The organism is Halomonas sp., from assembly GCF_031581305.1.
Classification (GTDB): domain Bacteria; phylum Pseudomonadota; class Gammaproteobacteria; order Pseudomonadales; family Halomonadaceae; genus Halomonas.
In genome coordinates this window covers 1,328-22,585 of record NZ_JAVLBC010000006.1, presented here as the reverse complement: position 1 = coordinate 22,585, position 21,258 = coordinate 1,328, and the positions used below count along the sequence as shown (strand labels likewise).

27 protein-coding genes are annotated in these 21,258 nt (G+C 67.2%); 12 read left to right on the top strand and 15 right to left on the bottom strand.

Going from position 1 to position 21,258, the window contains the following annotated elements:
• Positions 1 to 14 precede the first annotated feature (14 nt).
• A complete protein-coding gene (locus RI841_RS01250; RefSeq protein WP_310703721.1) occupies positions 15 to 911 on the bottom strand; it encodes a universal stress protein in 897 nt (298 codons plus the stop codon).
• Between the two features lie 171 nt (positions 912 to 1,082).
• Between RI841_RS01250 and RI841_RS01245 the strand changes: the two genes are divergently transcribed.
• The 4 genes from RI841_RS01245 to RI841_RS01230 all read left to right on the top strand — a co-directional run bounded on the left by RI841_RS01245 (position 1,083) and on the right by RI841_RS01230 (position 4,550).
• Complete coding sequence (locus tag RI841_RS01245; RefSeq protein WP_310703720.1) at positions 1,083 to 2,051, top strand: magnesium transporter CorA family protein; 969 nt, start codon at positions 1,083 to 1,085, stop codon at positions 2,049 to 2,051.
• A 95-nt stretch (positions 2,052 to 2,146) separates the two neighbouring features.
• The gene (locus RI841_RS01240; protein WP_310703719.1) at positions 2,147 to 3,379 is read left to right on the top strand and encodes a DUF3422 domain-containing protein; all 1,233 of its coding nucleotides are present in this window, start codon (positions 2,147 to 2,149) and stop codon (positions 3,377 to 3,379) included.
• Between the two features lie 94 nt (positions 3,380 to 3,473).
• On the top strand, positions 3,474 to 3,926 hold the full coding sequence (locus tag RI841_RS01235) for a hypothetical protein (RefSeq protein ID WP_310703718.1): 453 nt from the start codon (positions 3,474 to 3,476) through the stop codon (positions 3,924 to 3,926).
• 39 nt (positions 3,927 to 3,965) lie between these two features.
• On the top strand, positions 3,966 to 4,550 hold the full coding sequence (locus RI841_RS01230; protein WP_310703717.1) for a GNAT family N-acetyltransferase: 585 nt from the start codon (positions 3,966 to 3,968) through the stop codon (positions 4,548 to 4,550).
• A 26-nt stretch (positions 4,551 to 4,576) separates the two neighbouring features.
• Here the strand turns inward: RI841_RS01230 and RI841_RS01225 are convergent, their stop codons facing one another.
• A complete protein-coding gene (locus RI841_RS01225) occupies positions 4,577 to 4,792 on the bottom strand; it encodes a DUF3820 family protein (RefSeq protein WP_310703716.1) in 216 nt (71 codons plus the stop codon).
• A 12-nt stretch (positions 4,793 to 4,804) separates the two neighbouring features.
• On the opposite strand from RI841_RS01225, the gene RI841_RS01220 reads away from it, so the two are divergent.
• The gene (locus RI841_RS01220) at positions 4,805 to 5,218 is read left to right on the top strand and encodes a metallophosphoesterase family protein (RefSeq protein WP_310703715.1); all 414 of its coding nucleotides are present in this window, start codon (positions 4,805 to 4,807) and stop codon (positions 5,216 to 5,218) included.
• Positions 5,121 to 5,753: an SDR family oxidoreductase gene (locus RI841_RS01215; RefSeq protein WP_310703714.1), complete on the top strand. Its 633-nt coding sequence runs from the start codon at positions 5,121 to 5,123 to the stop codon at positions 5,751 to 5,753. Before RI841_RS01220 ends, RI841_RS01215 begins: the two co-directional genes overlap by 98 nt.
• Before the next feature lie 56 nt (positions 5,754 to 5,809).
• Here the strand turns inward: RI841_RS01215 and RI841_RS01210 are convergent, their stop codons facing one another.
• The 6 genes from RI841_RS01210 to RI841_RS01185 form a co-directional block, all read right to left on the bottom strand.
• A complete protein-coding gene (locus tag RI841_RS01210; RefSeq protein ID WP_310703713.1) occupies positions 5,810 to 6,694 on the bottom strand; it encodes a sensor domain-containing diguanylate cyclase in 885 nt (294 codons plus the stop codon).
• Positions 6,691 to 7,491, bottom strand: coding sequence for an EAL domain-containing protein (locus tag RI841_RS01205; protein WP_310703712.1), 801 nt, complete (start codon positions 7,489 to 7,491; stop codon positions 6,691 to 6,693). Before RI841_RS01205 ends, RI841_RS01210 begins: the two co-directional genes overlap by 4 nt.
• A gap of 132 nt (positions 7,492 to 7,623) precedes the next feature.
• Entirely contained in the window at positions 7,624 to 8,013 is a 390-nt protein-coding gene (locus RI841_RS01200; RefSeq protein ID WP_310703711.1) for a DUF1499 domain-containing protein, read from the bottom strand.
• Entirely contained in the window at positions 8,010 to 8,627 is a 618-nt protein-coding gene (locus tag RI841_RS01195) for a TPM domain-containing protein (RefSeq protein ID WP_310703710.1), read from the bottom strand. The genes RI841_RS01200 and RI841_RS01195 overlap by 4 nt, the downstream gene beginning before the upstream one ends.
• A 62-nt stretch (positions 8,628 to 8,689) precedes the next feature.
• Entirely contained in the window at positions 8,690 to 9,451 is a 762-nt protein-coding gene (locus RI841_RS01190) for a TPM domain-containing protein (RefSeq protein WP_310703709.1), read from the bottom strand.
• Complete coding sequence (locus RI841_RS01185; RefSeq protein WP_310703708.1) at positions 9,448 to 10,068, bottom strand: LemA family protein; 621 nt, start codon at positions 10,066 to 10,068, stop codon at positions 9,448 to 9,450. Before RI841_RS01185 ends, RI841_RS01190 begins: the two co-directional genes overlap by 4 nt.
• 212 nt (positions 10,069 to 10,280) lie before the next feature.
• Here RI841_RS01185 and nfsA point away from each other — a divergent pair, with 212 nt between their 5' ends.
• The gene (gene nfsA, locus RI841_RS01180) at positions 10,281 to 11,012 is read left to right on the top strand and encodes an oxygen-insensitive NADPH nitroreductase (RefSeq protein ID WP_310703707.1); all 732 of its coding nucleotides are present in this window, start codon (positions 10,281 to 10,283) and stop codon (positions 11,010 to 11,012) included.
• A gap of 9 nt (positions 11,013 to 11,021) precedes the next feature.
• On the opposite strand, the gene RI841_RS01175 is transcribed toward nfsA, so the two are convergent.
• Positions 11,022 to 11,549 (bottom strand): YgjV family protein, encoded by a 528-nt coding sequence (locus RI841_RS01175; protein WP_310703706.1) that lies wholly within the window; start codon positions 11,547 to 11,549, stop codon positions 11,022 to 11,024.
• Positions 11,550 to 11,887: 338 nt separating this feature from the next.
• Between RI841_RS01175 and RI841_RS01170 the strand changes: the two genes are divergently transcribed.
• Complete coding sequence (locus tag RI841_RS01170) at positions 11,888 to 12,238, top strand: hypothetical protein (protein ID WP_310703705.1); 351 nt, start codon at positions 11,888 to 11,890, stop codon at positions 12,236 to 12,238.
• A gap of 68 nt (positions 12,239 to 12,306) precedes the next feature.
• Here the strand turns inward: RI841_RS01170 and RI841_RS01165 are convergent, their stop codons facing one another.
• From RI841_RS01165 to RI841_RS01145, 5 genes are all read right to left on the bottom strand, one after another.
• Positions 12,307 to 13,494, bottom strand: a complete 1,188-nt coding sequence (locus RI841_RS01165) for an MFS transporter (RefSeq protein WP_310703704.1) — start codon at positions 13,492 to 13,494, stop codon at positions 12,307 to 12,309.
• A complete protein-coding gene (locus tag RI841_RS01160; protein WP_310703703.1) occupies positions 13,491 to 14,057 on the bottom strand; it encodes a helix-turn-helix domain-containing protein in 567 nt (188 codons plus the stop codon). Before RI841_RS01160 ends, RI841_RS01165 begins: the two co-directional genes overlap by 4 nt.
• Before the next feature lie 161 nt (positions 14,058 to 14,218).
• Positions 14,219 to 15,073 (bottom strand): CbiX/SirB N-terminal domain-containing protein, encoded by an 855-nt coding sequence (locus RI841_RS01155; protein ID WP_310703702.1) that lies wholly within the window; start codon positions 15,071 to 15,073, stop codon positions 14,219 to 14,221.
• Between the two features lie 62 nt (positions 15,074 to 15,135).
• Positions 15,136 to 16,203 (bottom strand): phytoene/squalene synthase family protein, encoded by a 1,068-nt coding sequence (locus RI841_RS01150; protein ID WP_310703701.1) that lies wholly within the window; start codon positions 16,201 to 16,203, stop codon positions 15,136 to 15,138.
• A gap of 207 nt (positions 16,204 to 16,410) precedes the next feature.
• On the bottom strand, positions 16,411 to 16,743 hold the full coding sequence (locus RI841_RS01145; RefSeq protein ID WP_310703700.1) for an antibiotic biosynthesis monooxygenase: 333 nt from the start codon (positions 16,741 to 16,743) through the stop codon (positions 16,411 to 16,413).
• Positions 16,744 to 16,842: 99 nt separating this feature from the next.
• On the opposite strand from RI841_RS01145, the gene RI841_RS01140 reads away from it, so the two are divergent.
• Positions 16,843 to 17,538 (top strand): aspartate/glutamate racemase family protein, encoded by a 696-nt coding sequence (locus RI841_RS01140; protein ID WP_310703699.1) that lies wholly within the window; start codon positions 16,843 to 16,845, stop codon positions 17,536 to 17,538.
• Between the two features lie 57 nt (positions 17,539 to 17,595).
• Here the strand turns inward: RI841_RS01140 and RI841_RS01135 are convergent, their stop codons facing one another.
• Positions 17,596 to 17,883: a coiled coil domain-containing protein gene (locus tag RI841_RS01135; protein ID WP_310703698.1), complete on the bottom strand. Its 288-nt coding sequence runs from the start codon at positions 17,881 to 17,883 to the stop codon at positions 17,596 to 17,598.
• Positions 17,884 to 18,036: 153 nt separating this feature from the next.
• Here RI841_RS01135 and RI841_RS01130 point away from each other — a divergent pair, with 153 nt between their 5' ends.
• The 3 genes from RI841_RS01130 to RI841_RS01120 form a co-directional block, all read left to right on the top strand.
• Positions 18,037 to 19,560 carry a diguanylate cyclase gene (locus RI841_RS01130; RefSeq protein ID WP_310703697.1) on the top strand — a complete coding sequence of 508 codons (1,524 nt, stop codon included), beginning with the start codon at positions 18,037 to 18,039 and terminating at the stop codon, positions 19,558 to 19,560.
• 143 nt (positions 19,561 to 19,703) lie between these two features.
• A complete protein-coding gene (locus RI841_RS01125) occupies positions 19,704 to 19,976 on the top strand; it encodes an ATP-binding protein (protein ID WP_310703696.1) in 273 nt (90 codons plus the stop codon).
• 515 nt (positions 19,977 to 20,491) lie between these two features.
• Positions 20,492 to 21,258 (top strand): N-6 DNA methylase (locus RI841_RS01120; RefSeq protein WP_310703736.1); only part of this gene is annotated, 767 nt, incomplete at its 3' end.

The following is a 21,258-nucleotide window of genomic DNA, read 5'->3' as shown; positions in this document are numbered from 1 at the left end:
GCTGGCCTGGCCCGTCAGGCCACCACGGTGACCGGGCAGGGCGCCAGGTCGATGACCCGGTGACTGACGCTGCCCAGCAGGGATGACTGCCACTTGCCCAGGCCACGGCGGCCCATGACCACCATCGGTGCCGCCTCGGCGTGATGCCGGGCTCGGGCAACGATGGCCTCGGGGACGCGTTTCCCCTCGCTCACCACCTCCTCGATGCCGCGCGGCACCTCGCCCAGGGCCTCCCTGGCCCACCGGAAGGCATCGCTGGACGGACTGTCATCAGCGTTTTCGGCGTCCACCGAGATGCCGTCCGGACGGCAGAAGACCAACTCCACCCGCACGTCGGCACGGCGGGCCAGCTCGCCTGCCAGGGCGGTTGCCTTCAGGCAGTGCGAGGAGCCATCCACCGGCACCAGCACATGCCCCAGACGCGCCGCGTCGGACAGTCCGGCTTCGGCATGCACGATGGTCACCGGGCAGCGGGCCCGGTGCACCACCTTGTTGCTGACGCTGCCCTGCATGAACTTGCCGACGTCACTCAGCTGGCGAGCCCCCAGCACCAGCAGGCATCCGGCATGCCGGGCTGCGTGCTCGAGGATGGCGCGGTCGGGGTGGCGAATGAAGGAGGCATCCTCGAGGAGCACCTCTTTGGGTGGCTGCGTCAGGTCCGGGTCGAGCGCCTGCCGCGCCCGGGCAAACGCCTCGGCGACCATCTCCTGGCGTCGCGCCCTGTCGTGGTCGGCCTCCGCCTGGCGGTTGGCGGGGATATCGCTGAGCTCCGCCGGGTTGAGGGGCATCACGTGCAGCAGCTGCAGTGGTGTCTCCAGCAGCCTGGCCAGCAGGCTGGCATGGCGAACCGCCGCCTGCGCCGACGCAGATCCATCCACGGGCACGATCACCAGCGAGATTGGCTCACTCATCGATAACTCCTCCCATTTCCTGATCCGCGGGCATGCAGGCACTGTAATCGACAGTCGCGACCCAGCGGTAGACCCTCGTCGGTAGTGGAACATTAACTCGGTCGCCGCTGGGCAAGGGGGTAGCCTGTGCCGTAATGTTCGGAAATTGTCTCGCCAGAGGATGACGACCCGATGATGCGTACGCTGCTATTGGAGGCCGATGGCCGAGTGACAAGAGGCGGGGAGGAGCTGATCACCCGCTGGCACGACGAGGCCGGAAGCCGCATCTGGATCGACCTGCAGGGCGCGGGCCAGGCGCGCGAGCGGGAGCTACTCGAGGCCTTCGAGTGCCACCCCCTGGCCATCGACGACGCCCATCGCGAGCGCCATCCGCCCAAGATCGAGGAGTTCGAGACTCATACGTTGATCCTCTATCGCGGCATCTCCTCCTTCGACCCCGAGCTCAACTTCGCTCCCCAGCAGATCGCCTTCTTTCTCGGCGAGCGCTTCCTGATCAGCCTGCACCCCGGCCTGGCGCTGAGCATCGACCGCCTGTTGGCCCACGAGGGCGAGACGCTGCTGCGCCGTTCCCCCGAGCACGTGGCACTCAGGGTCATGTATGTCTCCGCCGGCTACTACCTGGACAGCCTGCTCGAGTTCGAGAATGCCCTCAGCGACCTGGAGGACGAGCTGTTGGAGGAAGGCAGCGACGCCCTGATGCGTCGGGTCATCGCCTACCGCTCACGGCTGGTGAAGATGCGCCGGGTGTTCCGCTATCACGTCGGCATCACCCAGGAGCTCACCGCCTACGATTACGAGCACCTGCCCCGTGACAACGAGGACACCCTGCACGCCATCAACGACGTCCACGAGCGTTTCGAGCGCCTGCACAGCCTGACCCAGATGTACTACGACATCTGCGGCGACCTGATCGATGGTTACATCTCGCTCTCCTCGCACCAGCTCAACATCACCATGCGCATCCTCACGGTGATCACCGCCATCTTCGTGCCGCTCACCTTCATCGCCGGTGTCTACGGCATGAACTTCGCGCACATGCCGGAGCTCGCCTATCGCTGGGGCTACTTCGTGGTGCTGGGAATGATGCTTACCATCGGCCTGGGCCTGCTGTGGCTGTTCCGGCGCAGGAAGTGGCTATGAGGCCGGCCACCATCGCGTCACGTTGACGCGGCGCACTTGGCTCAGGCGAGGCCAGCCTCTAGTCTCGATGGACTTTCCTTTATTCTGGCCCCGACATGCACCCACAGCGCGCCCGACTGCACAATGAGCTCCACGCCCGGCCCTCGATCTACTTCGAGGAGCCGGCGCACCTCCACCACTACGCCTTCCTCGATGGCGACGGCATCGCCGAGGACATCCTCGGCCGGGTCGCCGAGGCGGCCGGCAGGACTCCCGACAGCGAGGCGGCCCAGGAGATCCTCGAGCTGGGCGACCAGACCCTGAAATGGGAGCGCCACACCGAGTTCTTCACCCTGACCCTGCTGGTGCCGAAGCCAGCCCGGGGCGAGCCCTGGCCGTCGCCCCCACCGCTGCTGGGTGAGATCGCCACCGAGCACAGCCGAGCGCTGATCAATGCCAGCCTGATCCTGGTGGAAGCCGAGGCCACGTGGAGCGGGGACGCCGAGGCCTACGGCTTTCGCGATCCCGCCGGTTCCAGCGTGGGCGATGGCGACGCCACCGTGTGGAGCGACTTCCGGCTTACGGCCGCAGGCGTCAACCGCCTGCTGCTGGTCAATCGCGGCCTCAACGACTTTCGCCTGGGGCGCATGACCCGGCGGCTGCTGGAGATCGAGACCTACCGCATGATGGCCTCGCTGGCGCTGCCGGTGGCCAAGGAGATGAGCCTCGAACTCCGCGATCACGAGCTCCAGCTCGGCGAGCTCTCGGAGCGCAATACCGAGGACGAGGAGCCGAGCCCCCGGCCCCTGCTGACAGCCATCTCCGCGCTCTCGGCGCGGCTCGAACGCTCCGGTGCCCGCTCGCGACAGCGCTTCAGTGCCACCGAGGCCTATGCGCGGATCGTCTTCAATCGCGTCGAGGAGCTTCGCGAGGAACGCCTCGGCGACCGCCCCCGGCTGGGCACCTTCATCCTGCGCCGCTTCCGGCCGACGGTGCACTACTGCGCCGCGATCAACCAGCGCCAGGAGAGCCTGGCGGAGAGCGTGGCACGGCTCAACGACCTCTTGCGGACCCGTGCCCAGGTGGAGATCGAGGAGCAGAATTCCGAGATCCTGCAGAGCCTCAACGAGCGCACCAGCAGCCAGCTGAAGATCCAGAAGGCGGTCGAGGGGTTGTCGATCATCGTCATCAGCTACTACCTCTTCAGCCTGTTCAAGCTGGGCCTGCAGAGCCTCGACGCCCTGGGCGTGGCGATCCAGCCGACCATCGCCGCCGCCGTGCTGGGGCCGCTGGGGGTGGGCATCATCGGCCTGCTGGCCTGGCGGATCCAGCGCGTCAAGAATCACTGAGTCGGCCCATGCAGGAGCCGAGTCGGGACACTATGCTGTAGGGAGGCCCATCCGGGCCTGGGCATTCATCGCAATCCCATCGGGAGGTGCAATCATGACCACGCCCCTCATCCCCCACCGCAGACTGTCTCGTCGGCTGCTGCTCCCCCTGCTGTTCCTTGCCCCGCTGGCCATGGCCAGCGAGGCGTACGACCTGACCTTCCAGGGCGATGCCAGCTTCGGCGGCCCCCATGGCGGCCAGGCCGTCCAGGCCGCCCTGGTCGATGCCGCATCCGGCGAGGTCCTCGAGACGATGTCCGGCACGGTCTCCGCCGACGCGGACCCGGCCTTCTCCTTCGTCTTCCCCGGCGCCCTGAGCACCAGTGGCAGCTACGAGGTGCACTACTGGATCGATTCCAACTTCGGCGGCGGCAGCGAAGGCCGCTGCGACCCGAAGGGGACCGACCACCAGTGGCGCGTGGCGCTGGACGCGTCCGGCGAGGCGGTCACCCACGTGGAAAGCCACGCTCCCGGCGCGCAGTCGGACGTCTGCGCCACCTTCGAGTAAGGCCTCTCGTTCCAGGCCCGCGGATGCCGGAAGGCGACCATGCGACTGCGCGATGCCAACCGGGCCGATGCCCGGGACCTGGCCTACCTGATCAACCTGGCGGGAGAAGGGTTGCCCGAATACCTCTGGGGACAGATGGCCGAGGGCGGCCAGTTGCCCCTGGAGGTCGGCGCGGAACGTGCCGACAGGGAGGAGGGCGGCTTCAGCTACCGCCACGCCCGGGTATGCATCGACCGGGGACGGCTGGTCGGGATGATCTTCGCCTACCGCCTGCCCGAGGCCTTCGCCCCGGAGGACCTCGACGACTGTCCCGAGAGCGTCAAGCCCCTGCTGCGCCTCGAGGCCAGGGTCCCGGGCAGCTGGTACATCAACGGCATCGCCACCCTGCCGGCGGCACGCCGCAAGGGCGTCGGCCGGCTGCTGATGGCCCAGGCCGAGGCCTCGGCGATCGCCGCCGGCTGCGACCTGATGAGCCTGATCGTGGCCTCGGAGAACCGCCGCGCCCGGGCCTTCTACCGGCGCCTGGGCTTCGGCGAGGTGACCTCCCTGCCGCTGGTCCCCTGGCCCGGCTGCCCCCATGGCGGCGACTGGGTGCTGATGACCCGTCACCTGGATCGGGACTAGTGCGTCACCTGTCGGTCGCGGACCGGTCAGGTTCCCCTGCGCAGCGGGTCGAGCAGCCCGCTCAGGCCATTGTGGTCGATCTCGTGCATCAGCTGCAGCAGGCGGCCGATCTGGCCATCGGGAAAGCCCTCGCGGGCAAACCAGTTGAGGTAGGGGCCGGGCAGGTCGGCGATCAGGCAGCCCGCGTGCTTGCCGAACGGCATACGCAGGGTGACCAGTTTCTCAAGGTCTTCGGGATACACTATGCTGGCTCCATGACGGACAGACGCGACCTTACCATGCCGGAACTGGCGCTTGCCGGGCCGATCGGCGTGATCTCCGATACCCACGGGCTGCTGCGGCCCGAGGCGCTCGCCATGCTCGAGGGCTGCGACCTGATCCTGCACCTCGGCGACGTCGGGGCCCGGGACGAGGACGCCGGCATCCTCGAGGGTCTTGACGAGCTGGCGCCGGTGCACGCCGTGCGCGGCAACATCGACACCGCGGCCTGGGCCGAGCGGCGGCTGTTCAACCCCGGCGCGCCCGCATGCAGTGGGAGACACACCTTTCGAAGCCACCCGAGGAGGGCCCATGACGACCCTGGTGATCGGTGCCAACGGCCAGATCGGCCGGCAGTTCTGCGAGCTGGCGAAGGCCGCCGGCGAGCCCATCAAGGCGATGATCCGTGACACGGCCCAGCAGCCCTGGTTTGCCGAGCGCGAGATCGAGACCGTGATCGCCGACCTGGAGGGCGACTTCCGCCACGCCTTCCAGGGCTGCGATCAGGTGATCTTCACCGCCGGGTCGGGGCCGCACACCGGGTCCGACAAGACCCTGCTGATCGACCTCTACGCGGCCATCCGCGCCGTGGACATGGCCCGTGAGGAGGGCATCGAGCGCTTCCTGATGGTCAGCGCCATGCGGGCCGAGAACCCCATGGAGGCCCCCGAGAAGCTGCGCCCCTACATGGCGGCCAAGTTCGCCGCCGACGGCCACCTGCGCACCTCCGGCGTGCCCCACGTGATCCTGAAGCCCGGCCGACTCACCGACGAGGCCGCCTCCGAGCGGGTGGCCACCTCCCTGGAGGAGACCGGCGGCGAGAACCAGGTGTCGCGGGCCAACGTCGCCCACGCCCTGTTGCACCTGCTCAAGGCGCGGGAGCTGGTCGACCGCGAATTCGTGCTGCTCGACGGCGAGCGGGAGATCGGCGAGGCGCTGCGCTGAACCGGCACCGCGCCATGGCGTGGCGGCCCGTTGCCGCGGCCGGCGTCGGACTGGGCCTAGGCGGTGTCCTGCACCCGGTTACGCCCCTGGTCCTTGGCGCAGTAGAGGGCGCGATCGGCCCGCTCCATGAGGGCGTCGGCTTCCTCGTTGCCCTGCAGTTCCGCCACGCCGGCCGAGAGCGTCAGCGCTAGCCCCTCGTCGGCCACCGGCGTCGTCTCCAGACACTGGCGAAGCCGCTCCACGGCCCGACACGCGCCTTCCCGCCCCACCCCGGGCAGCAGGATCAGGAATTCCTCGCCGCCCAGGCGGATGACGCGGTCGTGCTGGCGCATCGCATCCTTCATCAGGTGGGCCACGTCGCGCAGCACGCTGTCGCCCACCGCATGGCCATGGCGGTCGTTGACCCGCTTGAAGTGATCCAGGTCGCAGGTCGCCACGCAGAGCGGTGTGCCGTAGCGGCGGCTGCGCAGGATCTCCTCCTCCAGCAGGCCCAGGCCGGCGCGACGATTGAGCAGGCCGGTCAGCTCGTCATGGTGGGCGAGGAACTCCAGGCGTTCCTCCAGGCGCTTGCGGTCGGTGATGTCCAGCACGAAGGTGACCTTCTTCACGTGGCCCTGGCCATCCAGGATGCGGGCGGCCTTGGCCAGGATGTTCATTGGCTCGCCATCCCTGCCCTGCACCTCCCACTCCTGGGTGGTCTCCAGGTCGCTGTCACCGGCAATGAAGCGCGCGTGCAGCTCGTCCAGCAGGGGGCGGTTGGCCTCGGGCACCACCAGGGTGAAGGGCTGACCGAGCAGTTCCTCCTCGCGATAGCCGTAGAACTCGCAGTAGGCAGGATTGACCATCTCGAAGCGACCCTCGGCATCGGTGACACAGATCCCGATGGGGGCGGCCTGGATCACCTTCTCCGTATTGTCGAAAGGGGCGAGGGTCAGCGTCATGTGACGGCTCCGGGGGAAGGAGGGGGAGCATCGAGCACGGCTGCCATGGGCACCTCGAGGCTCGTCGCCAGGGCATCAAGGGCCGGCCGGGCGAAGAAGTAACCCTGTTGCAGGGTGATGCCGGCCTGGAACAGCCAACGCGCTTCCTCCACCGTCTCGACGCCTTCGGCGATCAGGTTGATCTCCAGCGGTTGGGCCATGACGGTCAGCGCGTGCAACAGGGCCTGACGGCGCGGGTCCCCGTCGCAGCCCATGACCAGCTGGCGGTCCACCTTGATCTTGTCGGGTTGCTGGAAGGTCAGGGTATCCAGATTGGCATAGCCGGTGCCGAAGTCGTCCAGCGCGACGCGAAATCCCATGCGCCGATAGGCCGTGATGATGGCGTGCAGATGGGCGTGGTCCTGAATCCTCTCCGACTCGACGACCTCGAAGATCAGTCGCTTCAGTGGCCAGCCCACTCGCTGTGATACCTCCAGCGTGGCCTGGATGCACGCCTCCGGCTCGTAGACGGCATTGGGCAGGAAGTTGATCGAGAGGGCCTCCTGCATGCCCAGCGCACTGGCCTGCTCGATGGCCTTGACGCGACACGCCTGATCGAAGCGGTAGAGCAGTTCCTCGGTCACCTGGTCGAGGACCTGGCGCGCCGACTCTCCCTCGGGGCCCCTCACCAGGGCCTCATAGGCATGTACGCGACGCTGTTGCAGGTCGACAATCGGCTGGAAGGCCATGGTGAAGTCGAAGGGCAGGGCCCTTTCACAGCGGCTGCAGTGACCATTCCTGCGTGCGCAACGCCCCATGGGGCACCTCCTCGAGTGTGTCTGTCCGTGACCCATGAGGCCCAGCGAATCACCAGCTGTCATACAAGGGACACGATAATACTCATTCCGTATCACTATGGTACAAAAAAATTCTTCCCTGCCCTGCTCCATTCATGATGTCGGCGGTATCGGGGCGGAGCGCATGTCGACCCGCACGCCGTCCGACGTCTCGGACAGGCGGATCACCACATCGTCCTTGAAGCCGAACCAGGTGGTGGTGGCGGTGGCCTCGATCCGGGTGTCGTCCACCGCGGTGATCTCCCAGCCGGCGGCGCGCGCCTCGGCCTCGGCGGCCGCCAGGACATCGGGGAGGGGGGCGTCCAGCAGCAGCGGCCGGATCGCCGGGTAGGCCTCGCGCTGCTGGCGTGCGGTTGCCTCGCCGGGGTAGTCCACGGCATTGGGGGCAGCCTCGCGGGCTTCGACCAGGGCCGCGAAGGCCGGCGGATCCTCGCGAGGTCGGTGGGCTCGTCTTGCCCCGGTGCGCGGGCAGACGAGGGTCAATCCAGCACGATCAGATGATTGGGCAGTTCGTTGCGCTCGTGGGTGGCCGGCACCTGCTCCTTGAGCTGTTCGCCACAGGCCTCGATGCACTCCAGGAAACCCTGCAGGGTCTCGCCGGCCTTCACCTGTCGAGTGAAGGCCGCCACGATGGATTGCCAGGTCTCGTCGCTGATACGTGACGAGATACCCCGGTCGACCAGTATTTCCACATACCGCTCGGTCTCGGAGACGAAGATCAGCATCCCCGTTCCCCCGTCGGTATGGTGCAGGTCCTGTTCCAGGAATTGCCGCCGGGCAAGGTTGGCCGCCCGCCAATGGCGAACCGATCGCGGGATCATCCGGATGGTGATGGTGGGGAGGCGGAACACCAGTCCCAGCACGGCGAAGGTCGCCCACTGCACCAGCGTCAGCTCCCAGGCCGTCAACCAGCCTGGAAAGTAATTGACGGCGCCGGGCACTACCAGGGCCAGGAGGCCGGCCCAGAGCAGCGGGATATAGGCATAGTTGTCTGCTCGCCGGGCCAGCACGGTGACCAGCTCGGCATCGGTATCGCGCTCGACCCGATGAATCGCCTCGGCTACCTGGCGCTGCTCGTCTTCACTCAATAAAGCCATGGGGGTCGTGATCTCCGAATCCTGATTGTCGTGTCGGTGTTGCCACCGGCCGGAATGTTGGGTTACCAGCCGCCGGACGCGCCGCCGCCACCGAAGCCGCCGCCGCCGCCACCGAAACCACCCCCGCCGCCGCCGAGGCCGCCGCCACCGCGGGACCTGCCGCCAAGCGCACCGCCCAGCAACATGCCGGCCAGCAGGCCGCCACGACCGCCCCGTACCAGGGCCATGACGATGGCGAACATGATGAAGAAGAGAATCGATGCCGGTCCCTCGGGCCCCTGCTGCCGAACCTGGGTGCTGGAGGTGGCGCTGGTGTCCATGGGCTCGCCGCCGAGCACCTGGATCATCGCCTCCACGCCCTCGGTAATGCCGCGGGCATAGTCGCCCTCGCGGAAGGCCGGTGTCAGAGTCTGGTTGATGATCACCGAGGACTGGGCGTCGGTCAGTCGACCCTCGAGGCCATAGCCGACCTCGATGCGCACCTTGCGCTCATTCGGCGCGACGATCAGCAGGGCGCCGTTGTCCTCCTCTTCCTGGCCGATGCCCCAGTGGCGTCCCAACTGATAGCCATACTCCTCGATGGTGACGCCCTGCAGGTCCGGGAGGGTAGCCACCACCAGTTGCTCGGTGGTGGCCGCTTCGTGAGCCGCGAGCCGCTCGCTCAGCCGTGATTCGGTGGCCTGATCCAGCAGGTCGGCCTGGTCCACCACGCGACCGGTCAGCTCGGGAAAGTCGAGTTCCTGTGCTTCAAGTTCTTGCGCCTGAAGACCCAGGGCCGCCGTCATCAGCAGCGCCAATAGCGGAATACGTAGAAGATCGGTCATTCAAACTCCACCTGGGGGGCCTGGTCCGCGTTCTCGGTCGTGGCTTCGAAGGTCTCGCGAAGCGGCATGTCGCTGTAGAGGATGCTGTGCCACAGGCGCCCGGGGAACGTGCGGATCTCGGTATTGTAGCGCTCGACCGCGGTGATGAAGTCGCGCCGCGCCACGGCGATACGGTTTTCGGTGCCCTCCAGTTGTGACTGCAGGGTCAGGAAGTTCTGGTTCGACTTCAGGTCAGGATAGCGCTCGGACACCGCCATCAGGCGGCTCAGTGCCCCGGTGAGCTGCTGCTGGGCCTGCTCGAACTGGCGCATCTTTTCCGGGTCGTCCAGCGACTCGGCGTCGATCTGGATGGACGTGGCCTTGGCTCGCGCCTCCACCACGGCGGTCAGGGTCTCCTGCTCCTGCCGGGCGAACCCCTTGACCGTCTCGACCAGGTTGGGTACCAGGTCCGCGCGCCGCTGGTACTGGTTCTCCACCTGCGCCCAGGCCGACTTCACCTGCTCGTCATAGGTGGGGATGTTGTTGACGCCGCAGCCCGTCAGCAGCATCGCCATGATCAGCACAAGGGCAAACCGCCAGACCCGAGGGTCGGGAAGCGTGGTGTGTCTCGTCAGCATGGGGTCGGTCGTCCCTGTCATTGATTCGATGATGTACAAGGTACAGCTCAGGTTGATACGAAGGAAGCGATGCCATGCCGGCACCTCGTTCTGTAGCGAAACGGGCGGCCGCCGGGCGGTGCAAAGCGTCACGGAGTGATGGAGAATGTTGCGTCACCTGATGTTCGTCGCGCGTCTCGACAACGCTCAACGGCACCCAGCAACGAGGTCTCATGAATCCTACCATTGAACTGCTCAAGTCCCATCGCTCCATCCGCAAGTTCACCGACCAGCCGGTCTCGCGCGGGCTACTGGAGACGCTGATCGAGGCCGGGCAGGCCGCGGCCACCTCCAGCCATGTGCAGGCCTACAGTGTCATCCACGTGAAGAACCCCGAAAACCGGGAAAGGATCGCCGAGCTGGCCGGCGGCCAGGCCTACGTGGCCACCTGCGGTGCTTTCCTGATCTTCTGTGCCGACATGAAGCGTCCCACCGAGGCCGCCGAGCGCACCGGCGCGCGCGTGGTGCGCGGCATGACCGAGCAGCTGCTGGTGGCCAGCGTGGACACCGCCCTGATGGCCCAGAACGTGGCCGTCGCCGCGGAATCGGAAGGGCTGGGCATCTGCTACATCGGCGGGGTGCGCAACAATCCGCAGCAGATCAGCGACCTGCTCGAACTGCCTGACCATGTCTTCCCGGTGTTCGGCATGTGCCTGGGCTACCCGGCCCACGACCCGGACGTGAAGCCGCGCCTGCCGGTGGCGGCGATCCTCAAGGAGGATACCTACCGGGACGACCGCGAACTGGTGGAGGCCTTCGACGAGACCATGAACGCCTACTATCAGGCGCGAAAGGGCGGCAACAAGGAGAGCTCCTGGTCGCAGAATCTCTCCCCGCTGTTCGACACCAAGCTGCGCCCGCACATGCGCGAGTTCCTGGTCGAGCGCGGCTTCGAGATGAAGTGAGCCGCTACCTCAGCCGTGGATGTAGCGCAGATGGGCATCGCGACGCATGCGCAGCATGGTGATCACGTTGGTCAGGAAGATCAGGCTCTCGGCGAGGGTGCCGCCGATCGAACCGGCCAGCAGGTTGCTGATCACCCAGCACAGCGCCGCCACGGCCAGGGCGGCGCGCATGGCGATCCCGCGCAGCATGAACATGCCCCAGGTGCCCAGCAGGCCCGCCGTCAGGGCGGGGATGTCCCGCGGGCCACTCCAGGTCAGCGCCGCCACGGCCAGGGTGGCGGCCAGCATCACCAGCATGAGCGCGCGGTGACGGGGGAAGCGGCGCACCAGGGCGATGCGCAGCACGATCAGCGCCGAGATACCCGCGGCCACCCAGCTCTCGAACAGGGCGAACTGCGCCGCAAAGGCCACGTTGGCGAACAGCAGCAGCACGAACAGCCTGTCGTCGCGCTTGCTGGCAAATCCCACGAGGCACAGCGCCAGGGCCACCAGGCTGACGCCCTGGCCCAGCAGCCATCTCAGGCCAATCTCTTCCATGGGATATCCGCTGTCGAGGTGGAGAAGGAGGAAAACCGCGCCATGCTAGCACGCCTGCCCAGGTGAGATAGGGGGAGCTCCCCGTCGAGCGAGCCTCCACATGGCGTCCATTCCCGTGATGGCCAGCTTCTCGATCAGTCGGACGAAGGCCGCCTCGTCGATGGCGTTCTCGTTCATGGGCGTCAACGGAAAGCCCCTCGGGCCGGCGACCCTGACGGCCTCCTCGTGCGGCATGCTGGCGAAGGGCTTGCTCGAGTGTATGCCACGGCGGAGACTCGTCACAGCGCCTTCGAACGGTGCACCAGCGTATCACCGCCAACCCATGGAGGGCTGTTTGCATGGCGAGCCAAGCCGACCCCGACCTGGCCCCGCGCCTGCGCGAGTTGCTGAGAGGCCTGCCCGACGAGCAGCTGCCGATCACCTACCAGCAGGCTGCCGAGGCGCTGGGCCTTGCGCCGCCGCGCACCATTCAGCGCGTCGCCCTGGCGCTGGAGGCGCTGATGCGCGAGGACGTCGCCGCCGGCCGGCCGATGATCGCCGCCCTGGTGGTCAGCCGACGCGGCGACCTGCCCCGGCAGGGCTTCTTCGAGCTGGCCGTGGCGCTTGGCCGCTTTCCCGCCGACCCGGCAGGCCACGCGGGGGCCTATCGGCAGGAGCTCCGGCAGGTGCGGGCGGGGCGGTCAGGATAAGGCGAAGAGAGTGGGGCCAGGTGCCCTGACGGTTTCGGCAGGGGGGCAGCCCGCCATCGAGGATGAGATCAGGCGGCCCTCCCATCGGCGGCGTCACCTCGCGCCTTGAGTAACCAGGCACCCAGCCCGGCGACCACGAGGCCCGACGTGGCGAAAAGCATGAAGGCGGTGACATGGCCTTCGGCCCCGACCAGCAGGCCGGCCAGCGGCGAGCCGGCGACCTGGCCGACTGAAGTGGCGAGCAGCGGCAGCACCGGGGCAAAGGAGGGTGCCTCGACCATGATCTGGGTGCTCCTGACCAGGTAGAAGCCGCTGAGCGTCATGTACCCGGCACCGAACAGGGCCGCCGATGCCAGCGCCAGGGCGAAGTTGCCGGGATCGAGGGCCAGCAGCGCGAGGCTGGCAGACATCACCACGAGGCCGACCACATGGCTGGGAGACGGCCCGAGGCGCGCGATGAGGTCACCGGCACCGGCGCCCGCCAACCCCCCGACGCCCACGGCCAGCCACATCCAGGCGGTCTGGCTCGGCGCGAGCCCCCCGGCATTGATCACCGCATCGGGGGCAAACACCCAGTAGGCCGCGCTCACGCCCCCCATGCCGACGGCCAGGCCGCTCAGCCGGGCGATCCCGAACCACTGCGATCGGCTCGCCGACAGGGCGACCGGGCGAGGCTGCGACGATGACGGGCGTTGGCCATCCCGCGGCAGGTAGCACAGGGCCGCCAGGGTGCCCAGGACCGCCAGGGCGGCGAACCCGAGATAGGCGCTGCGCCAGGCCTCCGCCCAGATCAGCACCGCCGGCATGGCAATCGCGATCCCCAGGCTGGTGCCCGCATTGATGGTGGCGTTGACCCGCCCGCGCATCACCCAGGACGGCACGACCCGATGCACCGCCTCCGCCATCACCGGCGATGACAGCCCGGTGCTGATGCCGCAGATCAGCACGCCGGCGGCCAGCAGCCACGATGACGGCGCCAGGGCGATCGTCACGAGCCCGATCACCGCCAGACCGGCGGCCGCGACCCCCGTGCGGCGAACGCCGAGGTGGCGTATCACCCAGGTGGCGGCGAGGATGGCGAAGACGAAGCTCAGGAACGGCAGGGCGCCGATCACCCCCGCCATGGTCGGGGTGATCGTCAGCTCGTCGCGCATCGCGGGCAGGAAGAGACCGAACACGAAGCGGGCCAGGCCGTAGGTGATGGCGATGACCCCGCTGCCGAGGGCGGCCATGCCAAGGGGGGAGAGCGGCTTCATCGGGTCTCGCTCCGAGCGGTGGCGAGCAGGGTGTCGACCACCGCGCGCGTGTCGGCCTGGGCCGTCCGGGCGCCCAGCAGGGCGACCGCCGTATTGCTGCCTTCAAGCACCAGAAAGATGCGTCGTGCCAGGCCGGCGTGGTGGTCCAGCCCGTCGCGGGCCACGGCGGCTTCCAGGCGGGCCAGCAGGTCGGTTTTCGCGGACGCTGCCAGGGCGTGGATCTCGGGGCTGTGCTCCTCGAACTCCCCCATCGCCTGGGCCATGATGCAGCCATGCTGGCTGTAGCGTTCCAGCCAGTCGCCGTGCGCATCGACCAGGGCGAGGGTCATCTGGCCCGGCGCGGCGGAGGCCACTGCCGCATCGAGGTGGGCGATGAAGCGCTCATGGCGGGCCGCCAGCACGGCCGCCACCAGGGCTTCCTTGGAGGCGAAGTGGTTGTAGAGCGTCATGCGTACGACCCCGGCGGCCGCCACGATGCGGTCGATCCCGGTGGCGTGGAAGCCCTGCTCGTAGAAGAGGCGCTCGGCCGTGGCGAGCAGCTGGTCGCGCTTGGAGGCTGGCATCGAGGGAGGTTCCTGTATAGACCGATCTATCTAAATGTGGGCGCATCTAAATACAGGGCACCGGTGCTGTCAAGCGAAGTTTCAGCCCCCGCTATCGGGCAGGTTCCGGATGAACAGCTTACCGGGAGATCCCACCCGGCGGCGCGCAACCCACGGGCGGCTCAGTCGTTCGCCGGTAGCGCCAGCAGCAGCGGTGAGCCGACCAGGCCCTCGGACAGGCGGGTCGTGAGCACCTCCAGGATGGCGTCATGCTCGCCCGCCAGGCGTGTGGTGGTGACGTGCAGGCCGGGCGATTGCGCCATGGCCTGCGCGCAGATCGCCGCAATGTCGCCGCCTTGCCCGGCGTGGCGACCCGGGGAGAGGAACAGCATGGCCAGGATGACCTCGCTGTCGGCCATGGCCGGAGAGGCCAGCAGGTCTTCCAGCAGTGGCTCGTTGAAGCGGTAGGCCTCGCCCTCGCGGCGCTCCATGGAGGCAAAGGTGACGCAGCTGGCCTCCTCGTTCAGCAGCACGCTGAGCTGGCCAGCCAGATAGTTGCGCACCGCGGTGACCTCGGGGATCGGGCTGCCGTGATCGACCAGCACCACCTTCGGCGGCGAGGGGCCTTCCATCCGCTCGCGCACGTTGTCGGCCAGCAGCTGCGCCAGGCGCAGGTCCGGCGGCGCCTGGGTGTCGACCAGCGGCAGCGCCACCCTGATGCTCAGCTGGGGGTGATGGGCCTGCACCTCGGCCAGCCGCTCGGGGAGGTAGCGGGTCAACGCCTGACTGGGGCCGAAGAAGAAGGGCAGAATCACCAGCTCGGTCGCGCCCTGCACCGCCAGCTGTTCGGCCAGTGGCCCCAGCGACACCGCCTTGCGACCCTCCAGCTCCTCCGCGGGGATCTTGTACGAGTGCAGCAGGGAGGTGGCTTCGACCTCGTGGCCAGTGGTCTGGCTCAAGGCCTGGGCCAGGCGGCGCAGGTTGAGCGTGGCCTGGGGGCGCAGGGAGCCGTTATCGACGAGCAGGATCTTTCGCATGACGGCCTCCTGGCTGGCACGAGATACGGGGGATGGCGCAGGTGACGCCACGGGCCATCACGCTACCGGGCGGGCTTCACGGTCAAGCGACTCGCCCGCAGCGAGCCGATCTCCTGTTCCCGGACACGGGGCAGTTGATGGCAGCCCAGCCGAAACACCCCACGCAGCAGCGTATCACTGCCGACCGAGAGATTGCTCGTGGCGACGATCAGGCGCAGGCGCCGGCGCGAGATCTTGACCTGCTCCCCCGCGGTGTAGCCCGGATGGTCGGCAATCTTTCGCAGCGTGGCGAGCGCCATGCCGATCGACCAGCTGCAGAATCGCCGAATGCCGACCTCGGAGGCCGGAATGCGCAGCGTGTATGCCTGCGCCAGCCGCAGATGATGATGGGCGATGGCCACCAGAAAGCGGATGCCGTCACGATAGCCCGGGTGATCCTGCCAGTCATCCGTCTGCACCAGATCGATGCCACGCGCCGCGAAGACGTCACGCGGCAGCCAGCATATCCCCCGCTGGCGATCGTCCCAGACGTCCTTCAGGATGTTGGTCATCTGCAGCCCCTGACCGAAGGCCACCGACAGCTGGCGCAACTCCTCCTGCTGCTCGCGGATCCGCGGGTGGGTGTCGGCGAACAGGCGGGTCAGCATTTCCCCGACGCAGCCGGCCACCACGTAACAGTAGTCACGCAGGCAGCCACTGTCCGGCAGGCCATACGGGTTCTTCAGGCGTTCGAAGCCGGCCATGCCATGGCACATGGTGGTGACGCAGTCGCGCAATGCCGCCTGCTGAGCAACCGGCAGTTCGCCGAAGGCGCGCAGCACGCCGGGCGTCTCGGCGATCAGCTCGCGTTCCAGCGGGTCTTGCACCAGGCCGGTGCCGAGCAACGCCTCGGAGAACTCGCGGGCAGCGGCGGCATCAGCCAGGCCTGCCAGCAGGCACCGGTAGTGGGCATCCTTCTCGTCGGGCGCCATCTCGGTGCTGTCTTCCACCGTGTCGGCAATACGACACAGGAGATAGGCATTGGTGATCGCCGGGCGCAGGGACGCCGGCAATTGCGGAATGGTCAGCGCGAACGTGCGGGAGACCCCCGGCAGCAGCCGGTCCTGGAGGGCGAGCGAGGCAGGACTCATGCCGGCAACCGCCCATCGAGCAGGCATTTCCCGGCCAGGGTGGCGCCGTCATGGTCGTTCGATTCGGTGTGGATGCGATAACTCATGCCGGCATTATCACCGATTTCGGGGGCCGGTAGGGAGACCGGCCACAGGATAAAGGCGCCATCGGCAGCCTCTCGACGTGAACCGCCATGCGCGGCGGAGGGGATCAACGGGCGGCAGCTGTCACGCGTCGCTCTCGTTGCCGATCGTCTGGATGACCTCGAACCCCTCGAACGTCGGCGGGCCCAGGTACAGCCCTTCGCGCCGGCTCTGGCCGGCATTGGCGTGCGCCGCGCGAAATGCCTCGGAGTGCGTCCAGGCCTCGAAGTCCTCCCGCGAGCGCCAGACGGTGTGGGAGGCGTAGAGCACGTGGTCCTCCTTCTCGGGGCCGCGCAGCATGTGGAACTCGACGAAACCGGGCAGGCCCTGCAGATGCGTTTCCCGCTCCAGCCACATCTGCTCGAACTCTTCCCTTCTCTCGGGATTGACCTGAAAACGGTTCATGGCGATGTACAAGGCGTTGGCTCCCAGGGTGGGTGGATGCTGCGGTGACGATGACATCCTGCCCTCGGCGAGGCAAGCTGGCAGAAGGGTCACGTCGAGGGAGAGCATCCTATGCAGACCATCGGGCTGATTGGCGGCATGAGCTGGGAGTCCACCCAGACCTATTACCGCCTGATCAATCAACTGGTGAAAGAGCGGCTGGGCGGCCTGCACTCGGCCCGCTTGGTGCTCTACAGCGTCGACTTCGCCGAGATCGAGGCCCTGCAGCAGCGCGGCGACTGGGTGGCTGCCGGCGAGATACTCGGCTCGGCCGCCCACTCGCTCGAGGTCGCCGGGGGAGACTTCCTGGTGCTCTGCACCAACACCATGCACAAGGTCGCGCCGTATATCGAGCGCGCGGTGTCGGTGCCCCTGCTGCATATCGCCGACGCCACGGCCGAGACGTTGATCGCCGACGGCGTGACCCGCGTGGGGCTGCTGGGCACCCGCTTCACCATGGAGCAGCGGTTCTACCGAGAGAGGCTCGAGGCGTACGGCATCAAGGTGCTGGTGCCCGATGAGACGCAGCGGGAGGTGATACACGACGTCATCTATCAGGAACTCTGCCAGGGCGTGACCATGCCGGCATCGAAAGCCGCCTTTCTCGAGGTGGTGGATGTCCTGGCCGGGCGGGGGGCCCAGGGCGTCATCCTGGGCTGTACTGAGATCGGGCTGTTGATCCAGGCGGGCGATACCGACATTCCGCTCTTTGATACCACGGCCATCCATGCCGAGCAGGCAGTGCGCCGCGCGCTGGAGCCGGGCTGATCCCTCAAGTGGCGCCCCGTCGCGGCCCTGCAACGGCCGGAAGAGGCGCTGGGCGGGTCACTTGAAGCGGGAGCGGGCCGACTTGATCGCTTCGCTCAGGGAGTCCCAGGCGCGCTCTGCGCCGGCCCGGATGTCGTCCCAGGCGTCGTCGCTGGAGTGGCGCAGCTCCTCGAGCTTCTTGCGCATCTCCTCGCGCCTGGCCTCGAGCCGGTCGATCTCCTCCTCCCGGTCGATGCGTGCATCGGCCTCGGCGCTCCGGGCACGGGCCTTCAGCTTGTCCACCTCGGCCTGCAGCTCATCGAGCTTGGCGCGCAGCTTCTGTTCGTAGGCTTCCCTGTTGCTCATAAGGGCACTCCTTTCCGGTTTCCGGTTCATGTCACCTTGAAGATAGCCTGTTCGCGAGCGGACAGGGCATTTGTTCAAGGGTGGCATACTTGGCATCCCGGCCGCGATCAGCCAAGCTGTCGAGGACTCCTTGACTTACAGGATGCTTACACTGTGTCAGGTCAACCAGTGCGCCCGCCGGATCTGGCCTCGGCCGCATCTGTGCCGATCGATACCGCGGACTGCCTGGCGGCGCTCAACCGTGGTGGCAGCACCCTGATGAGGGCGGACCATTGGGCAGAGGGCGTCGACCGGTTACTGGCGGAGATTGGTCTCGTCACCGGGGCGAGCCGTGTCTGGATCTTCCAGCTACTGGAGGTGCAGTCCGATGCCGTGGTCCAGGACTATGTCTTCGAGTGGGCGCCATCGGAGCACTATCGACAGCTCAACCAGAACCGGTTTCGCTTCTTTTCCTCATCGCTCGAGGATCCCGCCTATCGTCGTCTGGTGGAGGAGCGTCAGGCGGGGGTGTCTCATGACTTCTGTATCCCTGTCATGCCAGAAGGGCCGCTGCGGAGCGATCTCGAGGGCCAGGCGATTCAGTCCATGGCCACGGTGCCCATCTTCGTCAACGGTCATTGGTGGGGCACTCTGGGCATCGATGACTGTGAGCGTCCCGTCAGTTGGCGGGGGCCGGGTCTCGACCTGCTCGAGGCCGCCGGCCAACTGATCGCGGCAGCCCTTTACCGCTACCAACTGAACCATCGCTCCCGCCAGATCGAACTGTTCCACAAGGTCGCCGACTGTGGCGTCTGGGAAATCAGCCTTCGCAACGGGTGGGTCTGGTGTTCCCAGGCGCTCAAGACGGTACTGGGCTACCCCGAGACGTATCCGCGGGTGCCCTTGCGACGCCTGCTCGCTCGTCTGCACCCCGACGATCGCGCTGCGCTGCGGGCACGTTTGAGGGCCCTCTGGCGCGTTGCCGAGTCTACCCAGTTCCGCCTGGATACGCGGCTGAGGCTGGCCGACCGGTCGTGGATCTGGCACGAGATCATCGGCGAGATCCAGTGCAACGAGTCGGGGCAGCCGATCGCCATCGCCGGACTGGTGCTCGATATCAGCCGGCGCAAGCAGGATGAGGAGCAGGCACTCGCCGCGTCTCAGCTCGACGCCCTGACCGGTGCCCTCAACCGGCGCGGCATGGCCCAGCACCTCGAGACGATCGGCCCGGCGACGGGACTCCGCCACCTCATCCTCCTCGATATCGACCATTTCAAGCAGGTCAACGACACCCATGGGCATCTGGTCGGCGATGCGCTGCTGCGCATGATGGTGGAGCGGCTCCGCCACGAGCTTCGCCCGGATGACGGTCTGGTGCGCCTGGGCGGCGAGGAGTTTGCCGTCCTGACCGCCGGTATGCAGGATGACCAGGCCCTGGCACTGGCCGAGCGCCTGCGACGGCGCATCGCCGCTGACCCCTTCCTGGTGGAAAGGACGGAAGACGAGCCGCCGCTCAAGGTGGCGGTGTCGGTCAGCCTCGGGGTTGCCCGCCAGGGTGATGACGTCAGCCAGGACCCCAACCAGCTGATGGCCCACGCCGACCAGGCGCTCTATGCCGCCAAGCACGGAGGTCGCAACTGCGTGCTGTTTTACCGAGAGGCGATTGCGCCCGGCGCTGTGAATCTCGATGCCGAATAGACCCGCCTGCTTCGGGGGGACCGATCGCCTCCAAGCCAGAGCTGGCCCCTCGATCCAACCGCTTATGGGACCCATTATCCTTTGGTGCTAGGCTGAATCCCAGAACAACATAACCACACAGCCCATACGCAAAGGATGACCCCATGGCAACGGACTCTGCCGACTCACTCATTCAATGGCGCAACCCGGTGATTGCCTCGGTGCTCCACGAAATGGGGCTGGCGGAAACCAAGGGCAGCGGCATCCGCGTCATGTGCCGGCTGATGGAGGAAGCCGAGCTTTCGCCACCCAGCTTCGATTCGGACCGTCACAACGATCAGTTCGCCGCCACCTACCTGTTCCACCACTTTCTGAGCGAGGCTGGCTGGGGCAGTTCCGGCACCTGGGGCTGGGTGAGGACGAACAGCGCGCCCTGATCTTCCTCCGCGAGACCGGCCGGGTCACCAACTCCGATTATCGCGACCTGAACCGAGTCGATACCCTGGCTGCCAGCCAGCGCCTGGCGCACCTGCGGGACCTGGGGCTCGTCGCGCAGTTGCCGCGAGGGCCGGCGACGTACTACGTGCCGGGCGGGCGGCTCGAGCCGTTGGCTGAGGAGGGGGGAGGCGACCTCTTCACCCCTTTATCTACGCAGTCGGGGGCTTATCTAGGGAGTCAGGCGGCTTATCACAGGAGCCCGGGCCCTTATCGCAGGAGTCTGGAGGCTTATCACAGGAGTCCGCGAGCTTATCACAGGAGTCCGCGAGCTTATCGCAGGAGTCCCGCGAGCAACTCTTGGCCGAATTGCCGCAGGCCCTTCGAACCGAGCTGGAACGAATCGGTCAACGCAGCCGCGATCCGAAACAGATACCACGTCTCATCAAGGCACTGTGCGCTATGAGGCCTTACGGAGCCCGTGATCTGGCGATACTCCTGAAGCGCCGGCAGGACGATCTGCGACCCGGCCTGCGGCACCGGCGGCTTCTTCCTTGCCGCCTATGATTACATCAAGGACCACCACATGGCGGAGATGACCGCCGAGGAGAAGCAGGCGCTCAAGCACCAGACCTTCTACGGCAACGAGATCGTCCCCGGCGCGCGGCGCATGTGCCTGATGAACCTCTTCCTGCACAACATCGGCGACATCAGCGATGACCCCACCATTTCGCCCACCGACGCGCTGCTGACGGAGAATCCCCGGCGGCACGACTACGTGCTGGCCAATCCGCCCTTCGGCAAGAAGAGCACGCTCACCATCACCAACGAGGCTGGCGAGCAGGAGCGGGAGGAGTTCGAATACAACCGCCAGGACTTCTGGGCCACCACCTCCAACAAGCAGCTCAACTTCGTCCAGCACATCCGCACGCTGCTGAAGGAAAACGGCCAGGCCGCCGTGGTGGTACCGGACAACGTGCTGTTCGAGGGCGGGGCGGGCGAGACGGTGCGACGCAAGCTGATGGAAACCACCGAACTACACACCATCCTGCGCCTGCCCACGGGCATCTTCTACGCCCACGGCGTGAAGGCCAACGTGCTGTTCTTCGATGGCCGTCCCGGCCGCGCCGAACCCTGGACGGACGCGGTCTGGTTCTACGACTACCGCACCAACGTCCACCACACCCTGAAGAAGAAGCCGCTGCGCGACGAGCATCTGCGCGAGTTCGTCGAGTGCTACAAGCCGGGCGAGCGCCACCAGCGCGAAGAGACCTGGAGCGAGGA

Coding starts and splice junctions, on each gene's coding strand:
- RI841_RS01185 (WP_310703708.1), bottom strand. CDS start 10,068: ATGCTGACGAGACACACCACGCTTCCCGACCCTCGGGTCTGGCGGTTT.
- RI841_RS01125 (WP_310703696.1), top strand. CDS start 19,704: ATGGCAACGGACTCTGCCGACTCACTCATTCAATGGCGCAACCCGGTG.
- RI841_RS01250 (WP_310703721.1), bottom strand. CDS start 911: ATGAGTGAGCCAATCTCGCTGGTGATCGTGCCCGTGGATGGATCTGCG.
- RI841_RS01220 (WP_310703715.1), top strand. CDS start 4,805: ATGACGGACAGACGCGACCTTACCATGCCGGAACTGGCGCTTGCCGGG.
- RI841_RS01135 (WP_310703698.1), bottom strand. CDS start 17,883: ATGAGCAACAGGGAAGCCTACGAACAGAAGCTGCGCGCCAAGCTCGAT.
- RI841_RS01245 (WP_310703720.1), top strand. CDS start 1,083: ATGATGCGTACGCTGCTATTGGAGGCCGATGGCCGAGTGACAAGAGGC.
- RI841_RS01205 (WP_310703712.1), bottom strand. CDS start 7,491: ATGGGGCGTTGCGCACGCAGGAATGGTCACTGCAGCCGCTGTGAAAGG.
- RI841_RS01215 (WP_310703714.1), top strand. CDS start 5,121: ATGACGACCCTGGTGATCGGTGCCAACGGCCAGATCGGCCGGCAGTTC.
- RI841_RS01170 (WP_310703705.1), top strand. CDS start 11,888: ATGGCGAGCCAAGCCGACCCCGACCTGGCCCCGCGCCTGCGCGAGTTG.
- RI841_RS01165 (WP_310703704.1), bottom strand. CDS start 13,494: ATGAAGCCGCTCTCCCCCCTTGGCATGGCCGCCCTCGGCAGCGGGGTC.
- RI841_RS01195 (WP_310703710.1), bottom strand. CDS start 8,627: ATGGCTTTATTGAGTGAAGACGAGCAGCGCCAGGTAGCCGAGGCGATT.
- RI841_RS01140 (WP_310703699.1), top strand. CDS start 16,843: ATGCAGACCATCGGGCTGATTGGCGGCATGAGCTGGGAGTCCACCCAG.
- RI841_RS01235 (WP_310703718.1), top strand. CDS start 3,474: ATGACCACGCCCCTCATCCCCCACCGCAGACTGTCTCGTCGGCTGCTG.
- nfsA (WP_310703707.1), top strand. CDS start 10,281: ATGAATCCTACCATTGAACTGCTCAAGTCCCATCGCTCCATCCGCAAG.
- RI841_RS01210 (WP_310703713.1), bottom strand. CDS start 6,694: ATGACGCTGACCCTCGCCCCTTTCGACAATACGGAGAAGGTGATCCAG.
- RI841_RS01150 (WP_310703701.1), bottom strand. CDS start 16,203: ATGAGTCCTGCCTCGCTCGCCCTCCAGGACCGGCTGCTGCCGGGGGTC.
- RI841_RS01190 (WP_310703709.1), bottom strand. CDS start 9,451: ATGACCGATCTTCTACGTATTCCGCTATTGGCGCTGCTGATGACGGCG.
- RI841_RS01175 (WP_310703706.1), bottom strand. CDS start 11,549: ATGGAAGAGATTGGCCTGAGATGGCTGCTGGGCCAGGGCGTCAGCCTG.
- RI841_RS01240 (WP_310703719.1), top strand. CDS start 2,147: ATGCACCCACAGCGCGCCCGACTGCACAATGAGCTCCACGCCCGGCCC.
- RI841_RS01160 (WP_310703703.1), bottom strand. CDS start 14,057: ATGCCAGCCTCCAAGCGCGACCAGCTGCTCGCCACGGCCGAGCGCCTC.
- RI841_RS01230 (WP_310703717.1), top strand. CDS start 3,966: ATGCGACTGCGCGATGCCAACCGGGCCGATGCCCGGGACCTGGCCTAC.
- RI841_RS01155 (WP_310703702.1), bottom strand. CDS start 15,073: ATGCGAAAGATCCTGCTCGTCGATAACGGCTCCCTGCGCCCCCAGGCC.